The 25,735-nt window shown below is 68.6% G+C and carries 23 protein-coding genes; 9 read left to right on the forward strand and 14 right to left on the reverse strand.

Annotated features, from left to right (window positions below; all coding sequences use genetic code 11):
* Positions 1-19 precede the first annotated feature (19 nt).
* From nuoL to nuoN, 3 genes are read left to right on the forward strand one after another with little or no spacing between them, the layout of a single operon-like run.
* On the forward strand, positions 20-1,906 hold the full coding sequence (gene nuoL, locus H7J89_RS06940) for an NADH-quinone oxidoreductase subunit L (protein WP_264038753.1): 1,887 nt from the start codon (positions 20-22) through the stop codon (positions 1,904-1,906).
* Positions 1,903-3,477, forward strand: a complete 1,575-nt coding sequence (locus H7J89_RS06945) for an NADH-quinone oxidoreductase subunit M (protein ID WP_264038762.1) — start codon at positions 1,903-1,905, stop codon at positions 3,475-3,477. Before nuoL ends, H7J89_RS06945 begins: the two co-directional genes overlap by 4 nt.
* Positions 3,477-5,066, forward strand: coding sequence for an NADH-quinone oxidoreductase subunit NuoN (nuoN, locus tag H7J89_RS06950; RefSeq protein WP_264038770.1), 1,590 nt, complete (start codon positions 3,477-3,479; stop codon positions 5,064-5,066). Before H7J89_RS06945 ends, nuoN begins: the two co-directional genes overlap by 1 nt.
* A gap of 2 nt (positions 5,067-5,068) precedes the next feature.
* On the opposite strand, the gene H7J89_RS06955 is transcribed toward nuoN, so the two are convergent.
* The 5 genes from H7J89_RS06955 to H7J89_RS06975 all read right to left on the reverse strand — a co-directional run bounded on the left by H7J89_RS06955 (position 5,069) and on the right by H7J89_RS06975 (position 9,179).
* The gene (locus H7J89_RS06955) at positions 5,069-5,461 is read right to left on the reverse strand and encodes a hypothetical protein (protein WP_264040265.1); all 393 of its coding nucleotides are present in this window, start codon (positions 5,459-5,461) and stop codon (positions 5,069-5,071) included.
* A 64-nt stretch (positions 5,462-5,525) separates the two neighbouring features.
* Complete coding sequence (locus H7J89_RS06960) at positions 5,526-6,791, reverse strand: DUF58 domain-containing protein (protein WP_264038781.1); 1,266 nt, start codon at positions 6,789-6,791, stop codon at positions 5,526-5,528.
* Positions 6,788-7,756 (reverse strand): AAA family ATPase, encoded by a 969-nt coding sequence (locus H7J89_RS06965; RefSeq protein ID WP_264038790.1) that lies wholly within the window; start codon positions 7,754-7,756, stop codon positions 6,788-6,790. The genes H7J89_RS06960 and H7J89_RS06965 overlap by 4 nt, the downstream gene beginning before the upstream one ends.
* Positions 7,753-8,235, reverse strand: a complete 483-nt coding sequence (locus H7J89_RS06970; protein ID WP_264038796.1) for a hypothetical protein — start codon at positions 8,233-8,235, stop codon at positions 7,753-7,755. Before H7J89_RS06970 ends, H7J89_RS06965 begins: the two co-directional genes overlap by 4 nt.
* Complete coding sequence (locus tag H7J89_RS06975) at positions 8,232-9,179, reverse strand: DUF4129 domain-containing protein (protein ID WP_264038802.1); 948 nt, start codon at positions 9,177-9,179, stop codon at positions 8,232-8,234. The genes H7J89_RS06970 and H7J89_RS06975 overlap by 4 nt, the downstream gene beginning before the upstream one ends.
* 400 nt (positions 9,180-9,579) lie before the next feature.
* Here H7J89_RS06975 and H7J89_RS06980 point away from each other — a divergent pair, with 400 nt between their 5' ends.
* Positions 9,580-10,185: a class I SAM-dependent methyltransferase gene (locus tag H7J89_RS06980; RefSeq protein WP_264038806.1), complete on the forward strand. Its 606-nt coding sequence runs from the start codon at positions 9,580-9,582 to the stop codon at positions 10,183-10,185.
* On the opposite strand, the gene H7J89_RS06985 is transcribed toward H7J89_RS06980, so the two are convergent.
* Entirely contained in the window at positions 10,182-11,054 is an 873-nt protein-coding gene (locus H7J89_RS06985; RefSeq protein ID WP_264038815.1) for an SDR family NAD(P)-dependent oxidoreductase, read from the reverse strand. The two genes, H7J89_RS06980 and H7J89_RS06985, sit on opposite strands and share 4 nt — an antisense overlap.
* On the reverse strand, positions 11,051-11,653 hold the full coding sequence (locus tag H7J89_RS06990) for a TetR/AcrR family transcriptional regulator (protein ID WP_067208297.1): 603 nt from the start codon (positions 11,651-11,653) through the stop codon (positions 11,051-11,053). Before H7J89_RS06990 ends, H7J89_RS06985 begins: the two co-directional genes overlap by 4 nt.
* A 75-nt stretch (positions 11,654-11,728) precedes the next feature.
* Between H7J89_RS06990 and H7J89_RS06995 the strand changes: the two genes are divergently transcribed.
* The 3 genes from H7J89_RS06995 (at position 11,729) to H7J89_RS07005 (ending at position 15,447) form a co-directional block, all read left to right on the forward strand.
* The gene (locus tag H7J89_RS06995) at positions 11,729-12,865 is read left to right on the forward strand and encodes a phosphotransferase family protein (protein WP_264038832.1); all 1,137 of its coding nucleotides are present in this window, start codon (positions 11,729-11,731) and stop codon (positions 12,863-12,865) included.
* Positions 12,865-13,980, forward strand: a complete 1,116-nt coding sequence (locus tag H7J89_RS07000; protein ID WP_264038840.1) for an Rv3169 family protein — start codon at positions 12,865-12,867, stop codon at positions 13,978-13,980. Before H7J89_RS06995 ends, H7J89_RS07000 begins: the two co-directional genes overlap by 1 nt.
* Before the next feature lie 120 nt (positions 13,981-14,100).
* Complete coding sequence (locus tag H7J89_RS07005) at positions 14,101-15,447, forward strand: flavin monoamine oxidase family protein (protein WP_264038847.1); 1,347 nt, start codon at positions 14,101-14,103, stop codon at positions 15,445-15,447.
* Here H7J89_RS07005 and H7J89_RS07010 read toward each other — a convergent pair.
* The gene (locus tag H7J89_RS07010; RefSeq protein ID WP_264038855.1) at positions 15,442-16,398 is read right to left on the reverse strand and encodes an alpha/beta fold hydrolase; all 957 of its coding nucleotides are present in this window, start codon (positions 16,396-16,398) and stop codon (positions 15,442-15,444) included. The two genes, H7J89_RS07005 and H7J89_RS07010, sit on opposite strands and share 6 nt — an antisense overlap.
* 122 nt (positions 16,399-16,520) lie before the next feature.
* Between H7J89_RS07010 and H7J89_RS07015 the strand changes: the two genes are divergently transcribed.
* Entirely contained in the window at positions 16,521-17,891 is a 1,371-nt protein-coding gene (locus tag H7J89_RS07015; protein ID WP_264038865.1) for a flavin monoamine oxidase family protein, read from the forward strand.
* Here H7J89_RS07015 and H7J89_RS07020 read toward each other — a convergent pair.
* The 3 genes from H7J89_RS07020 to H7J89_RS07030 form a co-directional block, all read right to left on the reverse strand.
* Positions 17,888-18,283, reverse strand: a complete 396-nt coding sequence (locus H7J89_RS07020) for an STAS domain-containing protein (protein ID WP_264038872.1) — start codon at positions 18,281-18,283, stop codon at positions 17,888-17,890. The two genes, H7J89_RS07015 and H7J89_RS07020, sit on opposite strands and share 4 nt — an antisense overlap.
* A gap of 429 nt (positions 18,284-18,712) precedes the next feature.
* Positions 18,713-19,777, reverse strand: a complete 1,065-nt coding sequence (locus H7J89_RS07025; protein WP_264038879.1) for a helix-turn-helix transcriptional regulator — start codon at positions 19,775-19,777, stop codon at positions 18,713-18,715.
* 42 nt (positions 19,778-19,819) lie between these two features.
* Positions 19,820-21,001, reverse strand: a complete 1,182-nt coding sequence (locus H7J89_RS07030; protein WP_264038886.1) for a glycosyltransferase — start codon at positions 20,999-21,001, stop codon at positions 19,820-19,822.
* Positions 21,002-21,190: 189 nt separating this feature from the next.
* Between H7J89_RS07030 and H7J89_RS07035 the strand changes: the two genes are divergently transcribed.
* Positions 21,191-22,072 (forward strand): chemotaxis protein CheB, encoded by an 882-nt coding sequence (locus H7J89_RS07035; protein WP_264038894.1) that lies wholly within the window; start codon positions 21,191-21,193, stop codon positions 22,070-22,072.
* Here H7J89_RS07035 and H7J89_RS07040 read toward each other — a convergent pair.
* The 3 genes from H7J89_RS07040 to H7J89_RS07050 are packed head-to-tail and all read right to left on the reverse strand — an operon-like array spanning position 22,069 to position 25,733.
* Positions 22,069-23,910, reverse strand: coding sequence for a CheR family methyltransferase (locus H7J89_RS07040; RefSeq protein WP_264038902.1), 1,842 nt, complete (start codon positions 23,908-23,910; stop codon positions 22,069-22,071). The genes H7J89_RS07035 and H7J89_RS07040 overlap by 4 nt on opposite strands.
* Positions 23,911-23,965: 55 nt before the next feature.
* Entirely contained in the window at positions 23,966-24,730 is a 765-nt protein-coding gene (locus H7J89_RS07045; RefSeq protein WP_264038909.1) for an STAS domain-containing protein, read from the reverse strand.
* Positions 24,717-25,733 carry a chemotaxis protein CheB gene (locus H7J89_RS07050; protein ID WP_264038918.1) on the reverse strand — a complete coding sequence of 339 codons (1,017 nt, stop codon included), beginning with the start codon at positions 25,731-25,733 and terminating at the stop codon, positions 24,717-24,719. Before H7J89_RS07050 ends, H7J89_RS07045 begins: the two co-directional genes overlap by 14 nt.
* Positions 25,734-25,735 lie beyond the last annotated feature (2 nt).

Raw genomic sequence — 25,735 nt, forward strand, 5'->3', positions numbered from 1 at the left:
TCGCCAATATGGGGCCAACATGACTCACTACACCTGGCTGCTGGTGGCACTGCCGCTGGCGGGTGCCGCGATCCTGTTGTTCGGCGGGCGACGCACCGACGCCTGGGGCCACTGGCTGGGCTGCGCCACCGCGCTCGCGGCGTTCGGCGTCGGCCTGAACCTGCTGAACGAATTGCTCGGCCGCGGCGCGGACGACCGCGTGATCCACCAGACGGTGTTCAGCTGGATCCCGGTCGGCCAACTGCAGGTGGACCTCGGCCTGCAGATCGACCAGCTCTCGGTGTGTTTCGTGCTGCTGATCTCGGGCGTCGGGTCGCTGATCCACATCTATTCGGTCGCCTACATGGCCGAGGACCCGGACCGCCGAAGGTTTTTCGGCTACCTCAACCTGTTCCTCGCCTCGATGCTGCTGCTGGTGGTCGCCGACAACTACGTGGTCCTCTACGTCGGCTGGGAAGGCGTGGGCCTGGCCTCCTACCTGCTGATCGGGTTCTGGTACCACAAGCCCACGGCCGCGACCGCCGCCAAGAAGGCGTTCGTGATGAACCGCGTCGGGGACGCCGGGCTGGCCCTGGGAATGTTCTTGATGTTCAGCACCTTCGGCACGCTGTCCTACGCCGGGGTGTTCGGCGGCGCACCCGCCGCCGGCCGCGGCGCGCTGACGGCGATGGGGTTGCTGTTGCTGTTGGGTGCCTGCGCCAAGTCGGCGCAGGTTCCGCTGCAGGCCTGGTTGGGTGACGCCATGGAGGGCCCCACGCCGGTGTCCGCGCTGATTCACGCCGCCACCATGGTGACCGCCGGCGTCTACCTCATCGTGCGGTCCAACCCGCTCTACAACCTGGCCCCCGATGCTCAGACCGCCGTCGTCGCCGTCGGCGCCGTCACGTTGCTGCTCGGGGCGTTCATCGGCTGTGCCAAGGACGACATCAAGCGTGCGCTGGCGGCATCCACCATGAGCCAGATCGGCTACATGGTGCTGGCCGCCGGATTGGGCCCCGCCGGGTACGCGTTCGCGATCATGCATCTGCTCACCCACGGCTTCTTCAAGGCGGGCTTGTTCCTCGGCTCCGGCGCGGTGATCCACGCGATGCACGAGGAACAGGACATGCGCCGCTACGGCGGCCTGCGCGCGGCGCTGCCGATCACCTTCGCCACCTTCGGCCTCGGGTATCTGGCGATCATCGGCGTGCCCCCGTTCGCGGGCTTCTTCTCCAAGGACGCCATCATCGAGGCGGCGCTGGGCGCCGGCGACGTTCGCGGTTATGTGCTGGGCGGGTCGGCGCTGCTGGGTGCGGGCGTCACCGCGTTCTACATGACTCGCGTCATGCTGATGACGTTCTTCGGCAAAAAGCGTTGGGCGCCAAACAGCCATCCGCACGAGGCGCCCGGCCTGATGACGTGGCCGATGATTCTGCTCGCCGTCGGCTCGGTGTTCTCCGGTGGCCTGCTGGCGTGGCGGGGCACCCTGCAACGCTGGCTCGAGCCGGTCGTCGGTAAGCACGAAGAGGTGACGCACGCCTTCCCCGCCTGGGTGAGCACCGCCCTGGCGCTGGGCGTGGTCATCGTCGGTATCGCGGTGGCCTACCGGTTGTACGCGAGCGCCGAAATTCCCAGGGTGGCACCGCTCGCGGTGTCACCGCTCACGACGGCCGCACGCAGGGACTTCTACGGCGACGCCTTCAATGAGGAGGTGTTCATGCGCCCCGGAGCGGAACTGACCGAAGCGCTCGTCGACGTCGACAACGCGGGGGTCGACGGTTCCGTCAACGCGCTCGCCGCGCTGGTAAGCCGAACTTCGAATCGCCTGCGGGGGCTGCAAACCGGCTTCGCCCGCAACTACGCATTGTCGATGCTCACGGGCGCGGTCCTGGTGGTCGCGCTGATCCTGGCGGTGAAACTGTGGTGAAAAATCTGCCCTGGCTGAGCATCCTGTGGCTGGTGCCGCTGGCCGGTTCGGTGCTCGTCATCCTGCTGCCGCCGGGACTGCGCCGGCTCGCCAAGTGGACCGGCCTGGTCTTCGGCGTCCTCACGCTGGCGGTCGCGGTCGTCATCACCCTCGGCTTCAGGTCCGGTGGCACCACTTACCAGTTCGTCGAAAGCCATTCCTGGATACCGGCGTTCGGCGCCACCTACTCGCTCGGCGTGGACGGCATCGCCGTGGTGCTGGTACTGCTCACCGCGGTGCTGATCCCGGTGCTGCAGGTGGCCGGCTGGAACGACGGAGGAGAACGCAGCCCTCGCGGCGTGCACGCCTATGTCGCGCTGACGCTGGCCATCGAGTCGATGGTGCTGATCTCGGTGGTCGCGCTGGACGTGTTGCTCTTCTACGTCTTCTTCGAGGCCATGCTCATCCCGATGTACTTCCTGATCGGGGGCTTCGGCGGTGGGGCCGGCAGGTCACGCGCGGCGGTGAAGTTCTTGCTGTACAACCTGTTCGGCGGGCTGATCATGCTGGCCGCGGTGATCGGGCTGTACGTGGTGACCGCGCAACACGGTACCGGCACCTTCGACTTCCGCGAGATCGTCGCCGGCGTCGCCTCCGGCCGCTACGGCGCCGACTCCGCGGTGTTCAAGGCGCTGTTCCTGGGCTTCATGTTCGCCTTTGCCATCAAAGCGCCGCTGTGGCCGTTCCACCGCTGGCTGCCCGACGCCGCGGTGGAGGCCACCCCGGCCACCGCGGTGCTGATGATGGCGGTGATGGACAAGGTCGGCACCTTCGGCATGCTGCGCTACTGCCTGCAGCTGTTCCCCGGCGCCTCAACCTATTTCCGCCCCCTGATCGTCGTGCTGGCCGTCATCGGTGTCATCTACGGCGCGGTCGTGGCCATCGGGCAGACCGACATCATGCGCCTGATCGCCTACACCTCCATCTCGCACTTCGGGTTCATCATTCTGGGCATCTTCGTGATGACCAGCCAGGGGCAGAGCGGCTCGACCCTCTACATGCTCAACCACGGCCTGTCCACCGCGGCGGTGTTCCTGATCGCGGGCTTCCTGATATCGCGGCACGGTAGCCGGAAGATCGCCGACTACGGCGGGGTGCAGAAGGTGGCGCCCATCCTGGCGGGGACGTTCCTCGTCTCGGCCATGGCCACCCTGTCGCTGCCCGGTCTGGCGCCGTTCATCAGCGAATTCCTGGTCCTGCTGGGCACTTTCAACCGGTACTGGCTGGCGGCCGCCTTCGGCGTCACCGCGCTGGTGTTGTCCGCCATCTACATGCTGTGGCTCTACCAGCGCATGATGACCGGACCGGTGGTCACCGGCAACGAGAAGATCAGCGACCTGCGGGCCCGCGAATTGCTCGTCGTCGCACCGTTGATCGCGCTGTTGTTCGTTCTCGGGATTTACCCGAAGCCGGTGCTGGACATCATCAACCCCGCCGTCGAGAACACCATGACCACCATCGGTCAGCATGATCCCGCGCCGAGCGTGCCGGCGGTCAACCGCGCACCCCGGACAGCCGAAGGACCGCGATAATGACCCTCCCCACCCCCAGCATCGAGTACTTCCTGCTCTGCCCGGCGCTCATCGTGTTCGGCGTCGCCGTGGTCGGCGTCCTCGCGGAAGCGTTCGTGCCCAGGCGGATTCGCTATGGCGCCCAGGTGACGCTGGCCCTGGCCGGTTTGGTGGCAGCCTTCGTCGCGGTGATCGCGGTGAGCCGCTCCGTCCCGGCCGCCGGCCGCGCGACGGTGCTGGGCGCGATGGCCGTCGACCGGCCGACCCTGTATCTGCAGGGCACGGTGCTGCTGGTCGCGGTGCTGGCGGTCATCTTCATCGCCGAACGCACCCAAGCCAAGGCGGACAGCAAGGTCGCCGCGGGGGTGGGCGCCGCCGGGCCGGTCGGCCTGGATTCCTTCACCCCGCAGGCGTCCGCGGTGCCGGGCAGCGACGCCGAGCGCGACGCGGAGCGGGCCGGGGCCGCGCAGACGGAGCTGTTCCCACTGGCGATGCTGTCCGTCGGCGGCATGATGGTCTTCCCCGCTTCCAACGACCTGTTGACGATGTTCGTTGCGCTGGAAGTTCTTTCGCTTCCGCTGTACCTGATGTGCGGCCTGGCCCGTCACCGGCGCCTGCTTTCGCAGGAGGCGGCGATGAAGTACTTCCTGTTGGGCGCCTTCTCGTCGGCGTTCTTTCTGTACGGCGTGGCGCTGCTGTACGGCGCGACCGGCACGCTGCTGCTGACCGGCATCCGGGACGCGCTGGCGGCACACGGGGACACCTCGATGGCGTTGGTGGGCGTCGCGCTGCTGTCCGTCGGCCTGCTGTTCAAAGTGGGTGCGGTTCCGTTCCATTCGTGGATCCCGGACGTCTACCAGGGCGCGCCCACACCCATCACCGGATTCATGGCGGCGGCCACCAAGGTCGCGGCCTTCGGCGCGCTGCTGCGGGTGGTCTACGTCGCGCTGCCGCCTCTACACGATCAATGGCGCCCGGTGCTGTGGACCATCTCGATCCTCACCATGGCGGTGGGCACCATCACCGCAGTGAACCAGACCGACGTCAAGCGGATGCTCGCCTACTCCTCGGTCGCCCACGTCGGGTTCATCCTCACCGGCGTCATCGCCGATAACCAGGCGGGCCTCTCGTCCACGCTGTTCTACCTGCTCGCCTACAGCTTCAGCACCGTCGGCGCGTTCGCCATCGTGAGCCTGATCCGCGACGCCGACGGCGTCGAGGACGCCACCCTGTCGCACTGGGCGGGACTCGGGCAGCGCTCACCGATTGTGGGCGTGATGTTTTCGATGTTCCTGCTGGCCTTCGCAGGCATCCCGCTGACGAGCGGGTTCGTCAGCAAGCTCGCCGTGTTCAAGGCCGCGGCGCAGGGCGGCGCGGCACCGCTGGTGATCATCGGCGTGGTGGCCAGTGGGATCGCCGCCTACTTCTACGTGCGGGTGATCGTTTCGATGTTCTTCACCGAGGCAACCGACGACACCCCCCACGTGGTGGCGCCGGGCATTTTGAGCAAGGCCGCGATCGCCGTGTGCGCCGTGATTACCGTGGCGCTGGGCATCTTCCCGCAGCCGGTGCTCGACCTCGCCGACCAGGCCGCCCAGCTGCTGCACTGAGATCAGCCGAGGAACGGCCGCACGGCCAGCACGTAAACGGCCAGGGCGGCCAGCGGCGCAGCCAGCGGCAACCACGGGAGCTGCAGCGGGAACGACGTCGCGACCAACCCGGCGAACGTGAACCCAACGGCGCCAACGGCTGTCGGCCAGCTGCCCAGCACCACACCGGCCGACCCGCCGACTGCGTGGCGGCACACCAGATAGGCGGCGGCGCTGAGCCCCGACAGCGCGACGAACACGAGCGGCGGGTCGGACAGCACGATGGTGACCACCGACAGCAGCACCGCAAGCGTTGCGGCCGGACGAAATGCCGTCCCCGCCACCACCGCGCCCAGGGCCGTTGCCCAAGCGGCCACGGCGTGTGCGTGCGTGCCCTCGGCGGCCAAGCCGACCATCAGCAGGCCGAACGCGATTGAGAACACCGGGGCCCACAGCCGCGGCGGTGCGACCTTCTCCTCGCTAGCCACCGAGCCGTCCCCGTACCCTGCGGCGGCGGTCCGGCAGCACACCCATGGACTGCTCGAGCCCGCTATCTCCTTGCCACGAAACGATGTCGACGCCGACCGTGGCCATGTCGCGATACATCGCGGAGCGCTGCAGCGTCCACATCCGGTCCACCAGGGGATCCTGCTCGCCCTCGAACGGGGAGCTGTCGAGGATGTCGACGGCGATGACGACGTGGCCGCGCTTGCGGAGATCGATCAACGCGAGCGCGAATTCGGTATCGAGCAGCGTGGAGAACGCGATGACGATCGCGCCGGCGGGAACGGCCGCGCGCGGCGCCAACGTGCCCGTTGTCTTCTCGAATCGATCGCCGGCGCCGAGCACCGTGTCCAGGACCCGATAGAACTGGCGCTGCCCGATGTCTGCGCCCAGCCAGCGCGGGCGGTTGCCGCCCAGGGCGACGATGCCGGCGCGGTCCCCGTGCCGCAGCGCGGTCTGTACGACCTGCGCGGCGCCGCGAACCACGCGCTCGGTGGCGCGGGTCGCCGGGCCCGCCGGTTGGCGATAGGTGTCGATCAGCACCACCACGTCGGCGGCGCGGTCGGTGAGGCGCTGAGTGACGTGTAGCTGGCCGCGGCGCGCGCTCACCGGCCAATTCACCGCGCGCAGTTGGTCTCCGGGCACGTAAGCACGAATGTCGGCGTATTCGACGCCGGGGCCGACGTGCCGAGTGAGGTGGGCGCCCAGGCGGTCGAGCAGCTCGGTCTGCGGGATGGGCGTCGACTGCGGGGGCGTCAGGGGAAAGACGATGACTTCGGCGGCGTCGACGGTCGCCGTCCCGTACAGCAGCCCGCCGCGCGCGACCGCGTCGACCCGGGCCCGGATGAAGTACCGGCCCCAGCGTTGCGCCGTTGCCGCAACCCGTTTGCTCCGGCGAAAGTCCGAGTCGAGAACTTCGAGCTGCATCCCCTCCACGGGCGGAACCGTGACCTCGACCGCCGAAAACCCCGTTGCCCCGCCCTCTTCCGTCGCCCAGATGCGCAGCTGCGCGCGGTCGTTCTCGAAGCACCGCTGCGCATCGGGATCGCCGTGCACGCGGACCGCCGGCACGGGTCGTTGCCAGCTGATCGAGCACAGCACGCCCAGCAGCGGCGCCGCGAACGCGATCAGCTGCCATCGGGCGCCGATCACCGCGACCGCGAGCGCCAACCCCGCGCAGCTGGCCAGCGCCCGCGTCAAGTGCGATGCGCGCCAGCGGAACTCAACCGGAGACTGGGTCACTTTTCCCCGTGGTCCGTGCGGGGCACCGGTAAGCGGCGCAACAACTCCCCGACCACGTCGGCGCCCTGGATCTTGCGCACCCACATCTCCGGGCGCAGGGTGATCCGGTGTGCGACCGCCGGGACGGCGAGCGCCTTGACGTCCTCGGGGATCACATAGTCCCGGCCGAGCAAGAGCGCGCGGGCGCGGGCGAGTTGAACCAGGTCGAGCTCGGCGCGTGGGCTGGCGCCCACCGCCACCTGCGGATGGTGGCGCGTGGCGTTGGCCAGCGACACCACGTAGTGCAACACGTCCTCGTGCACGGTCACCTGCTCGACCGATTCGCGCATCGCGAGCAGGTCGTGCGCGTCCACCACCTGATTGACGGTCGGTTCCACCGACCCGCGTTCGAGGCGCCGGCGCAACATCGCCGCCTCGTCGCGCTCGGACAGGTAGCGCAGTTCCAGGCGGATCGCGAACCGGTCGAGCTGCGCTTCCGGCAGCGGATAGGTGCCCTCGTACTCGATCGGATTGTCGGTCGCGAGAACGACGAAAGGCTTTGGCAGCTGATGTGTTTCGCCGTCGATGCTGACCTGACCTTCGGCCATCGCCTCGAGCAGTGCCGCCTGGGTCTTGGGCGGCGTTCGGTTGATCTCGTCGGCGAGCAACAGGTTGGTGAAGATGGGTCCCGCCCGGAACGCGAAGCGGCCTGACTGCATGTCGTAGATCGTCGAGCCGAGCAGGTCCGCGGGCAGCAGGTCCGGGGTGAACTGGACGCGGGTGAATTGCAGCCCCAGCGCCGCGGCGAACGACCTGGCGATCAGCGTCTTACCCAGGCCCGGCAGGTCCTCGATCAGAACGTGGCCGCGGGCGAGCACCGCGATGAGAATGAGGGTGAGCGCGGAGCGCTTGCCCACCACCACCCGCTCGATCTCGTCGAGCACCGCCTCGCAGTGCGCTGTGGTTGTTGCCGCCGGCAGCGTCATACCTGTTCCAACTTTCGCAGAATCTCTTCCAGCGTCGCACGGCCGGGACCGGGTCGCCGGTCGCCGGTCCGCGTGACGTTGTTCGGATTAACCCATTCCCACAGCTCGGCCCCGAAGAGCATTTGACCGCCCGCCTGATACGCCACGGGGTCTTTGGATCGACGCTGGCCGGTCGTCATCTCGTATCTGCGCGCCAGCATCGGGCGCAGGTGCCGGTCCCAGTCCACCCGGGTCGACTCCGACCACCGGATCGTCGTCTCGGTGTTGGAAAGCCAGCGGCGCAACGAATCCCCGAGATCGTCGGGATCCGCTTCGGGCTCGGGTCGCATTCCGCGTCCCAGGATGCGACGGACGGTGAGCAGCACCAGAGCCAGGGCACCACCCGCGGCGGCCAGCACCAATCGGCGGTCGTGCTGCATCAATGCCAGCAGCTCGATTCCGACGATGAGGCAGATACCCAGGGCCAGAGTCTTTTTCATACGGGACTCCGGGAGCCCAGCTCGTCGAGGACCAGCTGGAGGACGCGCACCGCCAGGTCGCGGTGCCCCTCGTTCATCACATGTGGACTGAATCGCGCCTCGGCGAACAGGTTCACCAGTTGCACGGCGTTATCGGCATGCAGCGCACGGTGTTCGACCGCCCGGGCCAACACCTCGGTCGGGGTGTCGAAGTCCTGCGGGGCTGCGCCGGGCACATGGGCGAGTTCGCGTTCCATTGCGGCATAACAGGCGATGATCGCCTCGCGCGGTTCCCGGCTGAGATCGGTCATCTCGGCCAGCCCACGTTCGGCGGCTCGCACCAGAGATTCCGAACGTGTTGGGAGCGCCGGGGATTCGGCATGATCATCGATGACGGCGCCCGGCGTCGCACCGCGCCACCGCCGGCGCGCCATGACGACCGTCCCCGTGACGATGATGAGCATCATCGGGACGGTGGCGGCGAGCAGGATGCCGAACATGTCGCCGTTCTGGGAATGCGGCCGCTGCGGCGCCGGGGCGTTGCCATGCTCCGCCGGCGGAGCGCCGGTCGTCTGTGGGGGTTGCGGCTGACCGACACCGTGCGGCGCCAACAGGCGGGATGCCACCATCACGATCAGCAGCCAGGCCACGATGACCGCCAGCGCGATCAGCACCACGCGCCAGCTCGGCCGGCCCCTGCCGGTGCCGAGCATCTCGGACAGCTGGCCCGCTTGCGGCGCCGCCGCGCGCGGGTCGCGTAACCGCGCGATGACCGCGATCGCCACCAGCGCGAGCGTCACGCCGAGGGCGGCCACCACGAATATCAGCGCCGCCCGGCTGCCGGCGGCCTCGCCGCGCTCCTCGTGGTGGGCGGCCGGCAGATAACCCCGCAGCGCGGCGGAGACGACGAGCAGCAGCACGATCAGGGCGACAACCCGCCCCGTGGGCTTGTCCATACCAGGCATTGGCACACCACTCGTCTGTTGCGGCACTGGCCTTGCCTCATCCTGGCACGTCAGGCCGCGGGTTATCCACAGTCGGGGGTTCATCCAGAAAACCGCGCCCGGATGCTCATTTCCGAACCTTTGTTCGATAGCGTTGCGTCGTGGGTCTACCGATGAGCGCCGAACAGGCACGAGAGCGGATCGGCGCCGCTCTTCACGCGATCGACGCCGCCCACGATGTGCTGCGGGAGACGTCATCCGATGTTGCGGCCCGACGTCGCCGATGTGCCGGTTCTTCGCGGACATCGCCGGCCCGCCCGACGGAAGCGGGTTCGTGCCGACGGTGCGGTCGGCGAGGACCACATCCGGGCGGTATGCGCGGCGGTGGATGTCCTGCCCTCCCGGTGGGACACTACGATTCGTGCCGCCATACCGCGATGTCGCAGCGTTCGACGATCGTGCCGCCGGCTACGACCGCGACTGGCGCGGGCGGCTGCATCACGAGATCGCCGACCGCACCGCGCAGCTGGCCGTGGCGACGGTCACCGCTCCCGAGTATGTGCTCGACGTGGGGTGCGGCACGGGTTACCTGCTGCAACGGCTGGCTCGCCGCTACCCGAAGGCCAAGCACCTCGCCGGGATCGATCCCGCCCCTCAAATGGTCGCCACCGCAACGGCCCTCGCGCGCGACCCGCGACTGAGCTTCACCCGCGGAGTGGCTGAGGAGCTCAACTATGCCGACCGCGCGTTCGACCTGGTGGTCAGCACCACGTCATTCGATCACTGGTCCAACCAACTCGCGGGCCTGTTGGAGTGCGCCCGGGTGCTGCGGCCCGGCGGAAGCCTGGTGCTCGTCGAGCAGTTTTCGCTGTGGCTGGTCCCGACCCTGGCCGTCGGCCGTCGCGGCAAGGCCCGCACCCGCCACCGCGCCGAGAAGCTGCTGCTGCAGGCGGGGTTCCAGTCCCCCAAATGGCAGCGGCTGCATGCCGTGATCATCAACGCGGTCACGGCGAAGACGCGGGCCTAGTCCGGCTCGAAGGGCCGGAAGCTGCCGTCGAGCACCTGCAGGTGGCCGATCGTGCGCCCGGTGACCTTCGCGGGATCGACCAGCGTCAATTCGACTGCCGCTCGGGCGAATTCGTCGGCGCCGGCGGTGTCGTCGAACTCGGGGGCATAGTAGGCCAGCCCCGGGGTGAGGATCGGTTTCGACGGTGACAGGGCATTGACCGCGATGTGGTGATCGGCGAGATCGTATGCCGCGCACTGGGTCAGATGCTCCAGCGCCGCCTTGGATCCGCCATAGCCGGGCAGCACGCCGCCGCCGCGGTCGGGGTACGGCCCGTCGCCGGGGATCCTCGACGCGACCGAGGTGACGTTGATGATCGATCCACCGCCCGCTTCGATCATGTCCGGGCTCACCAGCTGCATCAGCTCGTACGCGGCGAAGACCGCGATCTCGAAATGCCGGCGATACGCGGCGAGCGGAATGCTGACGAATCCCGGCCAGCCGGGTTTGGCGGCGCCGCTCGCCGGCTGGACGGACTTGGCGCGCGGTTCGGAGCCGGGCGCCGGGGGGCGTCCCGGCGCGGTGAAGGCCGCGTTGTTCACCAGGATCGTGATGGGTCCCAGGGCTTCTCGCGCCTTCGCCACCAGCCGGGCGATGTCCTCGCGGTCGGTCAGGTCGGCCCGGATCGCCACCGCCCGTCCGCCGGCCGCCTCGATGTCGGCGGCCGTCTCACCGATGGTGCCGGGCAACCGCTCGTCCCACACCTGCTCGGTGCGGCCCGCCACCGCGACGGCGGCGCCCTCCGCCGCGAGGGACAGCGCGATCGCGCGGCCCAGCCCGCGGCTGCCGCCGGTGACGATGGCGGCCCGCCCCGCCAGGCGCCCGGTCATCGCTTCACCCCGTGCACAACGATGGCGGTGGTCTGCTCCACCCACGCATCGTCGAGTTCGTCCTCCGGGCGCAGCAGCATGCGCAGCATCGTGGCTCCCCCGATCAACTCGATCAACCGGTCCGGGTCCACGTCGGGATGCGCTTCACCCCGGTCGACGGCGTCACTGAGCCGCACCCGCACCGTCGCGAACAGGTCCGCGAACCGCGACATCACCCGGGCGTTCAAGGCAGGATCGGCCGTCATGTCGGCTACCAGGCCCGGCAGGGCGGCGCGCACGACCGGGGTGGTGAAGACGTCGCGCGTGGCCTCGATCATCATGCGGATGTCGGCGGCGATGTTCCCGGCCGGCGCCTCCAGCGCGGTGGGCGCCACCGGGAAGGCCGCCTCGTGCACCAATTCGGCCTTGCTCGACCACCGGCGGTACAGGGCCGACTTCGTCGTTCCCGCGCGCTCGGCGACCGCCGCCAAGCTCAGATTTGAATAGCCCATTTGGACAAGCAGTTCCGCGGTGGCCGATAGGATGGCCGAGTCGATACGCGGGTCCCGCGGGCGGCCGGCACCGGGGGCCTTGTCAAGGGTGGACGGGTCTGCTTTCATATCGCTACCTACCGTATCGTAATTGCCGCGCCGAAGTCTCAAAGAGAATCAAGTCCCAAAGAATGGGAGGCACCCGTGGCCAACGAACCCGTGCTGGACAAGGTCGACCGGCTGCAGCGCTCCAGCCGAGACGTCACGACGCTGCCCGCCGTGATGTCGAAATGGCTGTCGACCGTCCTGCCCGCCGGAGCGATGCCGGAGGTGACGGTCGAGAGCGGTGTCGACTCCACGGGCATGTCGTCGGAGACCATCATCCTCTCCACTCGCTGGCAAGAGGGCGGGAAGCCCGTCGAGCAGAAACTCGTGACCAGGGTTGCGCCCGCCGCCGAAGACGTGCAGGTCTTCCCAACCTACCGGCTTGACCACCAATTCGAAGTCATCCGAAAGGTCGGCGAATTCACCGACGTACCCGTCCCGCCGGTGCGCTGGCTCGAGCCCACCGGCGAAGTGCTGGGCACCCCCTTCTTCGTGATGGATTACGTCGAGGGCGTGGTCCCGCCCGACGTCATGCCCTACACATTCGGCAACAATTGGTTCGCCGACGCCCCCGCCGAACGTCAGCGCGAGCTGCAGGACGCAACCGTTGGCGTGCTGGCCAAGTTGCATTCAATCCCCAACGCGGAGAAGACCTTCGGATTTCTCTCCGACGGCCAAGACGGCGACACCGCGCTGCGCCGGCACTTCAACTGGGTGCGGTCCTGGTACGACTTTTCGGTCCCCGACATCGGCCGCTCGCCACTGCTGGAACGAACCTTCACCTGGCTGGAGGACAACTGGCCGGCCGAATCGGCCGCGCGCGAGCCCGTGCTGCTCTGGGGCGACGCCCGGGTGGGCAACGTGCTGTACCGCGACTTCCAGCCGGTCGCGGTGCTGGACTGGGAGATGGTCACGCTCGGGCCCCGCGAGCTCGACGTGGCGTGGATGATCTACGCGCACATGGTGTTCCAAGAACTGACCGGCCTGGCGGGCCTGCCCGGCCTGCCGGAGGTGATGCGCGAGGACGACGTCCGCGCCACCTATCAGCGACTGACCGGCGTGGAAGTGGGTGACCTGCGCTGGTTTTACGTGTATTCGGGCGTCATGTGGGCCTGTGTGTTCATGCGCACCGGCGCGCGCCGGGTGCACTTCGGCGAAACCGAGAAACCCGACGACGTCGAGTCGCTGTTCTACCACGCCGGATTGATGAAACGTCTTATCGGAGAGGAGCAATAATGCTTGGCCCGCTCGACGAGTTCCCGGTACATCAGATTCCGCGGCCGATCGCCTGGCCGGGTCCGTCGGACCGCAACTTCTACGATCGCTCCTACTTCAACGCCCACGATCGCACCGGAGACATCTTCGTCATCAGCGGCATCGGCTACTACCCCAACCTGGGCGTCAAGGACGCGTTCTTCCTCGTCCGGCGCGGGGACACCCAGACCGCGGTGCATCTGTGTGACGCCATCGACCAGGATCGCCTCAACCAGAACGTCAACGGCTACCGGATCGAGGTCATCGAGCCGTTGCACAAGCTACGCCTGGTCCTCGACGAAACCGAGGGCATCGCAGCCGATCTCACCTGGGAGGGACTGTTCGACGTCGTGCAGGAGCAGCCGCACGTCCTGCGGTCCGGCAACCGGGTGACGCTGGACGCGCAGCGGTTCGCCCAGCTGGGCAGCTGGAGCGGCCGCATCGCCGTCGACGGCGAGGAGATTCCTGTCGACCCCGCGACCTGGCTCGGCAGCCGCGACCGGTCGTGGGGCATCCGGCCGATCGGCGAGCCCGAGCCGGCGGGCCGGCCCGCCGACCCGCCGTTCGAGGGCATGTGGTGGCTGTACGTGCCGATGGCGTTCGACGACTTCGGCATCGTGCTGATCATTCAGGAGGAGCCCAACGGCTTCCGTTCGCTCAACGACTGCACCCGCATCTGGCGCGACGGCCGCGTCGAGCAGCTGGGCTGGCCGCGGGTGAAGATCCACTACCGCTCCGGCACCCGCATCCCCACCGGAGCGACCATCGACGCCACCGCCCCCGACGGCACCGGGGTCCACTTCGACGTCGAGTCCAAGCTGCCGGTGCCCATCCACGTCGGCGGCGGCTATGGCGGCGACTCGGACTGGCTGCACGGCATGTGGAAGGGCGAGAAGTTCGTCGAGCGCCTGAGCTATGACATGACCGACCCGGCGATCGTCGCGCGGTCGGGTTTCGGCGTGATCGACCACGTCGGCCGGGCGGTGTGCCGCGACGGCGATCGCGAGCCGGTGGAGGGCTGGGGCCTTTACGAACACGGCGCGCTGGGCCGCCACGACCCCTCCGGGTTCTCCGACTGGCTCACCGTCGCCCCCTAGTCAGCCCGCGAACGTCGAGGAGTTCCGGGATTCTCGGGCCATCTCGCGCAACAAATCGACGTTCGCGGGTGTCGGGCAATTGCCCGACGAAATCGCGGAAATTGGGGTTGACTGGTGCGCGTGCCAAATCCGCCGTGGATTGTCGACGTTGTCGTGGTCGGCGCAGGCTTTGCCGGACTCGCCGCGGCGCGCGAGCTGGCCCGCCAGGGACACGACGTGGTCGTCTTCGAGGGCCGCGACCGCGTCGGCGGCCGGTCGTTCACCGGCAGCGTGGCGGGCTTACCCGCCGACCTGGGGGGCACGTTCGTCGGCCCGACCCAGGACGCGGTGCTGGCGCTGGCGGCCGAACTCGACGTCCCCACCATCCCGACCCACCACGACGGCAAGAATGTGATCCACTGGCGCGGCTGGACGCATTCCTATCGCGGCACCATCCCCAAGCTTTCGCTGACCGGGCTGCTCGATATCGGCCGGTTGCGTTGGCAATTCGACCGGATCGCCCGCAGCATCCCGCTGTCGGCCCCGTGGGACGCGCGCCGGGCGCACGAGCTCGACGGCGTGTCGCTCGGCGGCTGGCTGCGCTCGGTACACGCCACCGCGTCGTCGCACGACCTGCTGGCGATCGTGTCCCGGGTGACCTGGGGATGCGAACCCGACGACGTGTCGATGCTGCACGCGGCCCGGTACACGCACGCCGCCGGCGGGCTGGACCGCCTGCTCGACGTCGAAAACGGTGCCCAACAGGACCGTTTTCCGGGCGGCACCCAGCAGATCGCCGCGGCCGCGGCCGCCGAGCTGGGCACCCGGGTCGTGCTCAACGCGCCGGTCCGCCGCATCGACCGGCACGGCGCCGGGGTTACGGTCACCACCGACGTCGGCCAGGCGGAAGCCGGGTTCGTCGTCGTCGCGGTCCCGCCCGCCCACCGCGCAGCCATCGAATTCGCTCCCCCGCTGCCCGCCGAGTACCAACAGCTAGCCCAGCACTGGCCGCAGGGCCAGCTCAGCAAGGCCTATGCGGCTTATTCCACACCGTTTTGGCGAACCAACGGCTTCTCCGGCCAGGCGCTGTCCGACACGGGGCCGGTTTTCATCACCTTCGACGTCAGTCCGCACGCCGACGGGCCCGGCGTCCTGATGGGCTTCGTCGACGCGCGCACCTTCGACTCGCTCTCCCCCGAGCAGCGTCGCCATGACACGTTGCGCTGCTTTGCGACGCTGTTCGGTGACGATGCCCTCAAGCCGCTCGACTATGTCGATCATCGTTGGGGCGCAGAACAATTCGCGCCCGGCGGTCCCACCGCCGCGGTCCCGCCGGGCTCGTGGACACGGTTCGGGCCGTGGCTGCGGGAGCCGGTCGGCCCCATTCACTGGGCCGGCACCGAGACCGCGGACGAATGGACCGGGTTTCTCGACGGCGCCGTCAGGTCCGGCCAGCGGGCGGCCGCCGAGATCACCGCCTTGCTATGAACTGATCCGCACGTCCTGCGTCACCGACTCGGCGAGTGCCCGCAGGTGGCGGTTCACCTCGCGTGGGTGCTCCAGCATCGAGCAGTGGCCGCCGGGCAGCTCGACCAGGCCGACGACGTTGGGCGCCGTGCCCGCGATCCTGCGGGCCTGGCTGATCGGGGTCAGCCGGTCGCGTTCGCTACCGATGACCAGCGTCGGCACCGTCAAACCGTCCAGCTCCAGGTATCGCGACCCCAACGCGGCGACCAGCATCCTGGCGCAACCGGCGCGCCCGGCGGGCGATGTCTGTTCGAAGAACTGGTGGACGATCCTGGCGACGCTGGGGTCTGCTTCCCTGCCCACGGCCAGCATCCCGACCAGATAGCGGCTCGGGATGCGGGCCGCGGTGGGGATCGGGAACCCGCCGAACGCGTTGATCAGCGCGCGGCCGGCGGCCACTCGGGCCGGCGACAGCCCGCGCGGCACCGACAGCAGCTGCACCTTGCGGACCAGATCCCCTGTCGTGGTGTTGATCAGCGCGACGGCGTCGGCGCGCCGGCGAACCATGTGGCGGTAGCGCGCCGACCATGCGGCGATGGTGATGCCGCCCATGGAATGGCCGGCCAGCACGGCGCGCTCGTGCGGCGCCAGCGTCGCATCCAGCACCGAATTCAGGTCGGAAGCAAGGTGTTTCAGGCTGTACCCGTTACGCCGGGGCATGCCGCTGCGCCCATGGCCGCGGTGGTCGTAGGCGATCACCCGGTAGTCGTTGGCCAAATCCGCGATCTGGTAGGCCCAGGCGCGGATGGTGCATGTGATGCCGTGCATCAGGACAATCGGATAGCCGTCCGGCGGCCCGAACACCTCGGCGTGCAACCGGGTGCCGTCGGTCGCGTGGACGGCCACCGTCTGGCTCGGGGGCAGCACGTGGGGGTAGGGATCGGCTGCGTGACCCGATCGTCGAGCACTCATCGCCGCCTCCCCCTCCAACGCGGCCTCGTCGCCGCAGTTAAGGACTGGCGCAAGTTTATCCCTAAGGTCCGTTCGGATTCGGTAAATCCGGCAAACCGTTTCGATGTGAGACGCTAACACCCGTGTACCCGATGTCCCGTCGGGAATTCATCGCGGCCACCACGGGCGTGGTCGGCGGTGGGCTGGTGGCCGCCTGCGCGCCGCACCCTCCGCCGTCCGCGCGGCCGCCCCGACCGGAAACCCGGTCGGTGCTCGTCATCGGCGCCGGGATGGCCGGCCTGTCCGCCGCCCGCAGCCTCGCCGATGCGGGGTGGCCGGTTCGGGTGATCGAAGCCCGCGACCGCATCGGCGGCCGGGTGCACACCGACCGCGACTGGGGCGTACCGCTCGAGATGGGTGCGTCGTGGATCCACGGCACGGCGGACAACCCGCTGGTGCAGCTGGCGCGGCGAGCGGGGGCTCAGTTGGTCACGACCGACTATTACAGCTGGGCCAGGCTCGTGATCGATCCCAAACTTCCACCGCTCGAATACGACCCGACACTATGGCGCGTGTTCGTGGAGCGGGCGCGTTACCAAGTCGATGCCGGCAGCCTGGCGGCCGCCGTCAATGCCGCGGCGGGCGGCGAAGCGCTGTCCACCTCGGACCGCGCCCAGTTGGCCTTCTATCTCACCACCGAGATCGAGGACGAGTTCGCTGCCGACGCGGATCAGCTGTCCGCCATCACCTTTGACGAAGGCGACTACAGCGGCGGCGATCAGGCTGTCGTCACGAACGGCTACGACGCGATGCCGAAACTGCTCGCCGACGGGTTGCGGGTCGAGCTGAACACGCCGGTGACGGCGATCGCGCGACGCGACGATTCCGTCGTCGTCCGGACGAAAGATCGGACTTACCAGGGACCCGCCGCAATCGTCACCGTTCCGCTCGGCGTGCTGAAAGCCGGTGCCATCGCTTTCAATCCGCCCCTTCCCGCCCCGCACCGCCGCGCGGTCGATGTCCTGGGCTTCGGCGTGCTTTCGAAGAGTTTCTTCCGGTTCGACCGGCGCGGCTGGACGGTGGACAACGCCTTCTATCAATACCTCGCCGCCGACGGCGGCGCGTGGGCGCAGTGGTTCAGCCTCCCGGCGGCCGCGGGCCCAATCATATTGGCATTCAATGCCGGTGACCGCGGCCGCACCGTGGAGGCCTCCTCGGCCCGGGATTTGATGGCCACCGCGCTGCCGATCGCTCACCGGCTGTTCGGCGATGACGTCACCCCGTTCGAGGTCAAGACATCGGACTGGAGTGCCGACCCATATGCGCGCGGCGCCTACTCTTTTCACGCCCCCGGCTCCGGTCTGGAGGACCGGCGCCGGCTGCAGGAACCGATCAGCGACCGGCTCTATCTGGCGGGCGAAGCGGTCGGCGTCAACAATCCGGCCACGGTGCACGGCGCCATGGCCAGTGGCCGGTACGCCGCCGACCAGTTGATGCGCCGGCTGAGTCGTTAGGAAGCAAGCCCGCGGAGCCGCGTGGGCGCGTCACTCTGCGGTTCGTGCTGCCGGGCCGGGCCCGACACCAGTCTTCGGCGGGCCGATGTGACGCCTTCGATGTGCGCGAGGGCCGCAGGCACCGAGTCGGCCACGGGCAGGCCGAGTTCGGGCAGGACCCGCGCGAGCCGGCGCAGCGCCACGCCGCTGACGATGCAGCACCGCAGCCCGGCGTGCCGATGCTCCTCGCTGAGCACCAGCAGCGTTCGCAGGCCCGAGGCGGCAAGGAAGTCCAGGCCGGCGAGGTCGAGGACCAGCGGGGCCCTGAGCCGCGAAAAGCGGCGAATGGCCTCGGCGATGAGCGCGGCGTTGGATGCGTCGACCTCGCCTTCGAGGCGCAAGATGGTGGCCACACTACGGGCGTGAACATGAATTTGCGCTCCGGCGCAATCGATTTGGTAGCGGCTGCGGGGTTGTCCGAGCAGCCCGGGTGTATGTCGATCGGTTGTACGAAGATCGGTTGAAGCAGTCATGTTGAGTGCGCCCTTCAAGGGGATTGGAGTGAGCAGGGCGAGCGACGACGGTGTCCGAATGGGGCCCGTTGATAACGGCAGCTGGGGACTCAACCTGGCTACAGCCTACCGGCTAGAGCCGTCGCCCGTACGCACAAGCGACACTGCGGGCCCACCGGGGTAACCCGGAATCGGCGCTCGACCAGGCGGTTTCGCTTTGACTCCGGGTGCGAAAAACATCTTTCGGCGTGTTGGTCACAATGACATGACGCGAAGGCGACATGCGGTGGACGCGGTGGGCCTGACCTCGAGTTTAGCGGCGTAGCGTCATCACGGCCGGGGGGTCAGGTGCCGGAGCGTGGTGTGCGGGCTCTGGCCGTACGTCTGCCGGTACAGCACCGCGAACCGGCCGGTATGCGCGAACCCCCAGCGCTGGGCGATTTCCGTGACGGTGGTGTTGGACGGCGCCCCGGCCAACAGCTCTTGATGTGCGCGATTGAGGCGCACGCGGCGAATGTATTCCGTTGGGGTGCTGTCGAGTTGACGGCGGAACAGGTACTGCACCGCCCTGGGCGTCAAATGCACCGCGGCCGCGACGTCGTTGATGCTGACGTCCTCAGCGGCGTGCCGATGGATGAAAGACACGGCGTCCTTCAGCGTTTCGGGGAGCGCGGGCTCGTTGGCCAGGTCCTGCTCGGTGAGGTTGGACTGGTAGCACTCGAGCAGCGCGCCGGCCAGCAGCGGAGCGAGCCCCGCCACGATGACTGGCTGGTGGGCGGTGTCCGGGCCGGCCAGCGTCAAGGCCACGTGGTCCAGCGTCCGATGCCACGCCCGCACGGCCGCGCGCGAGCGCGGGCGCCAGTCCAGGAAGCGGATCTGCGGCGGTAACGGCGGGCGCCAATCCGCGGCGACCTTGTGCAGCACGTCCGAGGCGATGCTCACCACATCGAACCGCGCCCCGTTGCACTGCAGCACGCACGACATGTCATGGGCGACCAGTATCGGCAAGTCCACCGACGCCGGGGGACCACCCGCAACGCTCATCGACCCCGCGCGAGGCTGGATAACGGCGACCGTGTCGGAGGCCGGAATCTCCACCGCGACGCGACCCTGGATTGTCACCTCGTCGACCGTCAACGAACCCGCTTCGCAGCGATGATGGGAAACGGCCGAGCGGCCCGTAAGGCCGGTGATGCGCCAGCCGGGATGGTAGGCCCTGGCAAAGAATTGGCGCGCGGTCTGCGCATCGATGGTGCGGAACTCGTCGCGCCGAAGTGCCGAAACCGAGCCCCCCGCGCGCTCGACCCCGGCTTGGCCCGCTTCGGGCGGTCGGTCCACTGCACCGGCGAGCACGCCGGTGCCGGTGCTGTGGGTAGCGCTCGTAATGGTCGTCATGGTTGGTTTTCCCAAAGGGCCGTGCACGGTGTGCTCATTGCATCACCGGATACCCGATGACTGCAAGCGCGGCGGCGCCAGACACGGGCCCCGCACCTGGTGATAGACGTTCAGCGAGTCAAGGGCAATCCGGTCCCAGGCATAACGCGACAGCGCGCGGCTGCGACCCGCCGCACCCATGCTTTCGCACTGAAAACTCTGCGCCAGAAGGCTTCTCAAGGTAGCTGACAAGCTGCCGGGAGTTTCCGACGGGAGCAGCAGCCCGGTGACATTGTCGACCACGGCGTCCTTGAGCACCCCGACGCCGAAGGCCACCACCACCACGCCACTGGCCATCGCCTGTAGCACCGTTGTCGCGCGCGGTGGCTGGCGCGGCGTGCACGCGACCGCGTCCGCGGACCGCAGCAGCATCGGCAGTTCGTCGCCGGCGACGGTGCCCGCGAACCGGACCCGTTCGGCCACTCCCACCTTGGCGGCCTGCTGTTGCAGCCTGGATCGCGCCTCGTTGTGGTCGGGGTTGGTGGGCTCGGTCTCAGCGATCACCAGCTCGGTGGCCGGAACCCTGGGCAGCGCCTTGACGGCGATGTCGAAGCCGTTGCACGGCAAGGGGTTTGACGCGAGGCACAGGACGCGATGCAGGTCTGTGCGGGCCGATGCCGGGCCACGGGAGTTGTATCGCTCAACGTCGACCCCGCTCGTCAAAGCGGAAACCCGGGCCCGGCTGCGGCGCAGCCGGCTCAGGGCGTCGACGTCGTCGGCGCTCTCCCCCGTCACCCACGTCGCGCAGCGCGCCAGTAGCGGTTCTATACGAAGCCGTTCGCGCTCCGGCGGCGATTGCCCGGCGTTCCCGGGCCTGCAGGTGGCGGCCAGTCCAAGGAAACTCTGGACGGTCGGGACCTCTTGCCGCCGCGCGGCCAGTTGGGCGGCCAACCCGCCGAGCCAGCCGTACGCGTGCACGACGTCGGGCCGCTCGGCGTCCCACTGGCGCGCGAGCGCGCCCGCCCAGTCGCCGACGTACGGCAGCACCTCTGAGGCGCACGTTGCTGCGCGGGGCCCGACGGGTACTGCGACCGTGTGGTGGCCGTTGATGCTCGTTTCTGCACGTCGGCGGCCCGTGCGCCGGACGAATCGGGTGACCTCGTGCCCGCGTGCCGCAAGCGCGGCGGACAGTTGCCGGGGGTCGTCACCGACGACGTCGTCGCCGCTGACGATCGCAATCCTCATCTCGAGCTTCCCTTGGGTCGACTTGCCGGTTGCCTACCCCGCCCAAATCCGGGCGAAACGGGCGCGCGTCCCGGCCGCTTCGCCTGCCGCGCTTCCATTTCGCATTACGGATAACCGCGGCGCGGGCTGGACGAGAAACGCATCGCTCGCCGGACTGTGCCGCGGCGGCCGATTTGGAAGACTGGAGGGGTGGCGAGCGACGCGCATCGGCCCGTCGTCGAACTGGTGGTCCTGGTGGCGTCGGCGGGTGGCCTGGCCGCGCTCTCGACGGTTCTGAGTGATCTGCCGACCGACTTTCCGGCCGCCGTCGTGGTGCAGCAACACCTCGGCGACCACGACAGCGTCCTGCCGGCGGTCCTGCGCCGGCTGTCCGCGCAGCCGGTCGATTGGGCGTGCGACGGGCAGGTCCTAGGGCCGGGACAGGTGCTGGTATGTCCGCCGGGAAGCTACCTGGAACTGGCGCCGGGCGGCCGCTGTCGCCTGTTCGGGATCGAAGATTTCGGGGTGCGCCGCTTCGACGTCCTGCTGCGGTCGGTCGCGAAGTCGTACGGACCGCGCAGCGCGGCCGCGGTGTTGTCCGGGTCGGGGCAAGACGGGGCGGCGGGCACCGCCGCGCTGAGACGGGCCGGCGCCGTCGTCATTGCGGAGAGCCCCGACACCGCCCTGTACCCGTCGATGCCGATGGCGGCGGCGCGGGCCGGGGCCAACCTGGTGTTGCCGATTGACCAGATCGGCCGCGCCCTGGCCGGCATCGTCGAGGGCGCGCCGCTGCCCGGGCCACAGCCGGACAACGGCAATGGCGCTTGCCGGGAGCCGGTAGCGTGGGAAGCCGTCCCCCCGGGGGGCGCGGAACTGCCGCGCGATGAGGTCGTCAACACCGCGGCATGGCGCGGCGAACTCGCCGGACTGCGCGCCGCCGAACTGGGCGGCAGGCGCAGGGACCTATCGGCGGGATCGCGCGCCACCCCCCAAACGGTGGCAATGGCGCGGCGCCGGGCCGCCGAGTCGCGGCGGCGGGCGCAACTAGCCCACCAGGCGGCCGAGGAAGCGGCCGCGCGGTGGGGTGGCTAGCTCACCACCTCGATGAGTAGGAGCGCGCCCCCGACCGTTCCCTCACGTGAACGAAACGACGTGCAGGTGACGCGCACCCGGGCCGGCCGGCCGCGGCGGTTGACGGCGTCCACTTCGGTCACTCCGGCGCTGTCGGCGTCCACGAACGCGTCGCCGATGAGCGGCCGCACGCTGTCCAACGGCATCCCGATGTCCAGGGTGGTCAGCCTGGTTCCGATCGTTTCGTCCGACCGCAGCCCCCAAAGCTCTTCGCAGGCGCGGTTCCACAGAATGACCTTCATCTCGCGGTCCACCACAACCATTCCCATGTGGACCGAGTCGATCAGCGAATCCAGGAAATTCTTCGCCTCGTCCAGTTCGAGGCTGCGCTCCCGCAACATGTCATTGATGGTGTGCAGTTCGTCGTTCGTCGACTGCAGCTCCTCGTTCATCGTCTCGAGTTCTTCGTTGGTGGACTGCAGTTCCTCGTTCGTGGTCTCCAATTCCTCCACGGTGGACTGCAGTTCCTCGTTGGTGGTCTCCAGTTCCTCGTTGGTGGACTGCAACTCCTCGTAGGCCGCTTCCAGCTGGCGGTTGGTCTGGACCACCTTGTCCAGCAGGGCGCGGGTCGCGCTGACGTCGAAGAACACGATCGACACACCGAGCAGGCCATTCTCGGCGTCGACGAGCGGGTTGACGTGGATTTCGAACCACACCGTCTCGGCGCCGGGCCGCTGCCACTTGACGTCCTGGATTCGCGCCGACCGCCGCTCCACCTTCGCCTGCTCCAGGTAGGCGCGCAGCTCCACCGGGCGGTAGGACACCTCCAGGTCGCGCAGCAACCGGCCGATGTCACGTGCCGACAGCCCGAACAGGGACTCGGCCTGCTGGTTGATCATCGCGACGGTGTCCTCACCGGTGACCACGATCTGGGCCACCGGGCTGGCACGAAAAGCCAAGTCGCGCACCGTGGTCAAACTCGTCAGGTCCGCATCGCGTTCATAGAATGCCCCTGCCGGGTCGTAGCGCTCCACGCCGGCAAGGCCTCCGACCGCCTTTCGGAAGATTCGGTGCTTCAGGTTCAGCGGGGTGAACCGGTCGCCGTGGCTGAGCAGCATCTCGGCGTGCCCAAGGAACAGCGTTCCTTGCGGCGAAAGTGCAAAATGCAGGCGGCCCAACACGTTTCGCTGCGTCTCGGCGTTGAAGTACATCAAGGTGTTGCGACACACCAGCAGATCGACGCGGGAGATCGGCGCATCCTTGACCAGGTCGTTGCGGCCGAAGATCACCGCGCGGCGCAGATCCTTCTGAAAAACATAGCGGCCGTTGAACTTTTCGAAATAGCGCGTCAGCAACTCGACCGGCACCGACTCGACTGCCTTGGCGTCGTAGGACGCGGCGCGCGCCTCGGTCAGTGCGTCCTCGTCGATGTCGGTCGCGTAGATCTTGACCCGCTGCCGAAAAGCCTCGGGCCCCAGGTTCTCGGCCAGCAGGATGGCCAGCGTGTAAGCCTCCTCGCCGGTGGCACACCCCGCGCTCCACACCCGGATCGGATCGGCCGGACCGCGCTCTGCCAGCATCCGGGGAATGACTTCCACACCGATGTACTCCCAGGCCTCGGCATCACGGAAGAAGGCGGTGACGTTGATCAGGATGGTGTTGAAGAGCGCGGCGAATTCGTCGGAACTGGCTTGCAAGAAGTCGAGGTATTCCTCGAAGGAGGTGTAGCCCGCCTGGTCCATCCGGTGACGGACGCGGCGGATCAGGGACGTGCGCTTGTAGCCGGTGAAGTCGAAGCCGCGAGAATCCCGCATGTAGCGCAGGAGAGCCTCGAAACCCTCGTCAGTCGTGGCGTCCATTCCAGTCCCGTTCGCATCGAGCGTGGCCGAAGGACTTGCACATTACTCGCGGTCGTCAGAATCGATTCTCGCGACCGACCAGGGCCCACACGGTCTTGCCGGTTGGCGTGGGGGTGCTGCCCCACGTTCGGCACAGCGCGGAGACGATCGCCAGGCCGGACACCATCTCGGCGCCGCGATCGGCGTCTTCGTGCCGGCCGGGCAGGCGGGCGCTGCGATCCTCCACCGCGACGGTGACGTCGTCGGAAAAGCTTTCGACGATCAGTACCGGCATGCTGTCGGTGTGGTCGAGGACGTTTTCGACGAAGACGGTGGCCACCGTGGACGCGACCGGGATCGCGCTGCGGCATTCCCATTCGGTGAGCCAATCGGTAACTGCGGCACGGGCAAGGCCGAGGCTGCCGGGCGCGCGCGGAAGCTCGGTGCGGGCCCGCCGCCGGACGTGGATTGACCGGATGCGAGCGGCGTTCAGCGCCGACTCGCGACTGGGATGGACGGGCACATAGCGCGCCACGCCACCCGCTCTAATCGCCCGCCGCGCCGTCGGCTGCGAGCACACGAGCAGAATCGGGACGTCGGGCCAGATGCTGACGTGCCAGCGGGCGCTGGTGAAAACGGTCCAGGCCGAGGCTGTCGGTACGCAGAGCCGGTCGACATCGACAATCACCGCCCGGGGCTCGTCGAGGGCCGCCTTGATGACCGCGTCGCGGAGACCTCGATACGTGGAGCTGTCCAGCACGCCGTCCGCCACCAGGATCGGCACGTCCCGCTGCGCGTCGGTGTCGATACGGATGGCCGGCAACGGCTCAGTCTCCGGCATCACCGCCGCGTGGTGCGTTGGCCGACAACCGGTCGCTGAGCACTTCCAGTGCCCGCTCGGTTTCTTCGGCGAGGCCGGTGTAGCGCAGATTGAGCGGACCAGGCCCCGATTTCTCCGCCAGGCGCCGCGCCAACCGGGCCTTCTCCTGCAGGCTGCGCAGCGCCACCCACAGCGCGCCCTCGATTTCGTCGTCCCGCGCGGCGAGCAACGCGTCGGCTGTCCAGGCGTGACCCACCTGGCAGCGGAAGTTGCCCTCGCTGACGGACACCAGCGAGCCGTTGCAGTCCGGGCAGGTGTATCCCGACGCCGCGCCCAGGTCTCGGGTGTCCAAATCGGTCGAGAATCGCGTCATCATGGCAATGCGATTCTCAAGTTCCATGGCGGCGTCACGCTCCACGTTCGAGTCCTTGATGTCTTGTTGCGACAGCTCTTTGAGCACCGCGCCGATGTCCGCCGCCGCGGCCTCCCGATCCACGACGCCGGCCTCGCGGGCATTGGTCGGCAACGTGGCGAACAACGCGTCCTCGGCCGACTGACCGATGGTGATGCCACCGCGGGAGCGAATGGCACCCAGCCCCAACACGCCATCGTCGAGCACACCCGAGAGCAGGGCGCCGATGGCTCGGGGCCCGAATGCCAAGGCGACGGAACGGAACATCGCGTTGATCGCGGGCCGGTATCCGTTCTCGGTCGGCCCTTGCGACAGCATCACCCGGTGGTCGGCCACCAGCAGATGGCGATCGGGTGGGGCGACGTAGATGCGCGCCGGTTCGAGCCTCGCACCCTCTTCGGCCGTGACGGCCGGCAGCGGGCCGCTGCGGTCGACGATCCGGGCCAGGACGCTCGGTGCGCCGACGGGAATGTGCAGGGTGATCAGGTACGCGTATGGCAGATCCGGCGACAACCCCGCTGCCAGCCTCGACAGCGCTTCGACTCCCCCCGCGGAGGCGCCGATAGCCACCACGCCGCGAAGGTCGCAATTGTCGCTGGTCGCAGTAATCATCA

This window comes from Mycobacterium paraffinicum, from assembly GCF_025822865.1.
Lineage (GTDB): Bacteria > Actinomycetota > Actinomycetes > Mycobacteriales > Mycobacteriaceae > Mycobacterium > Mycobacterium paraffinicum.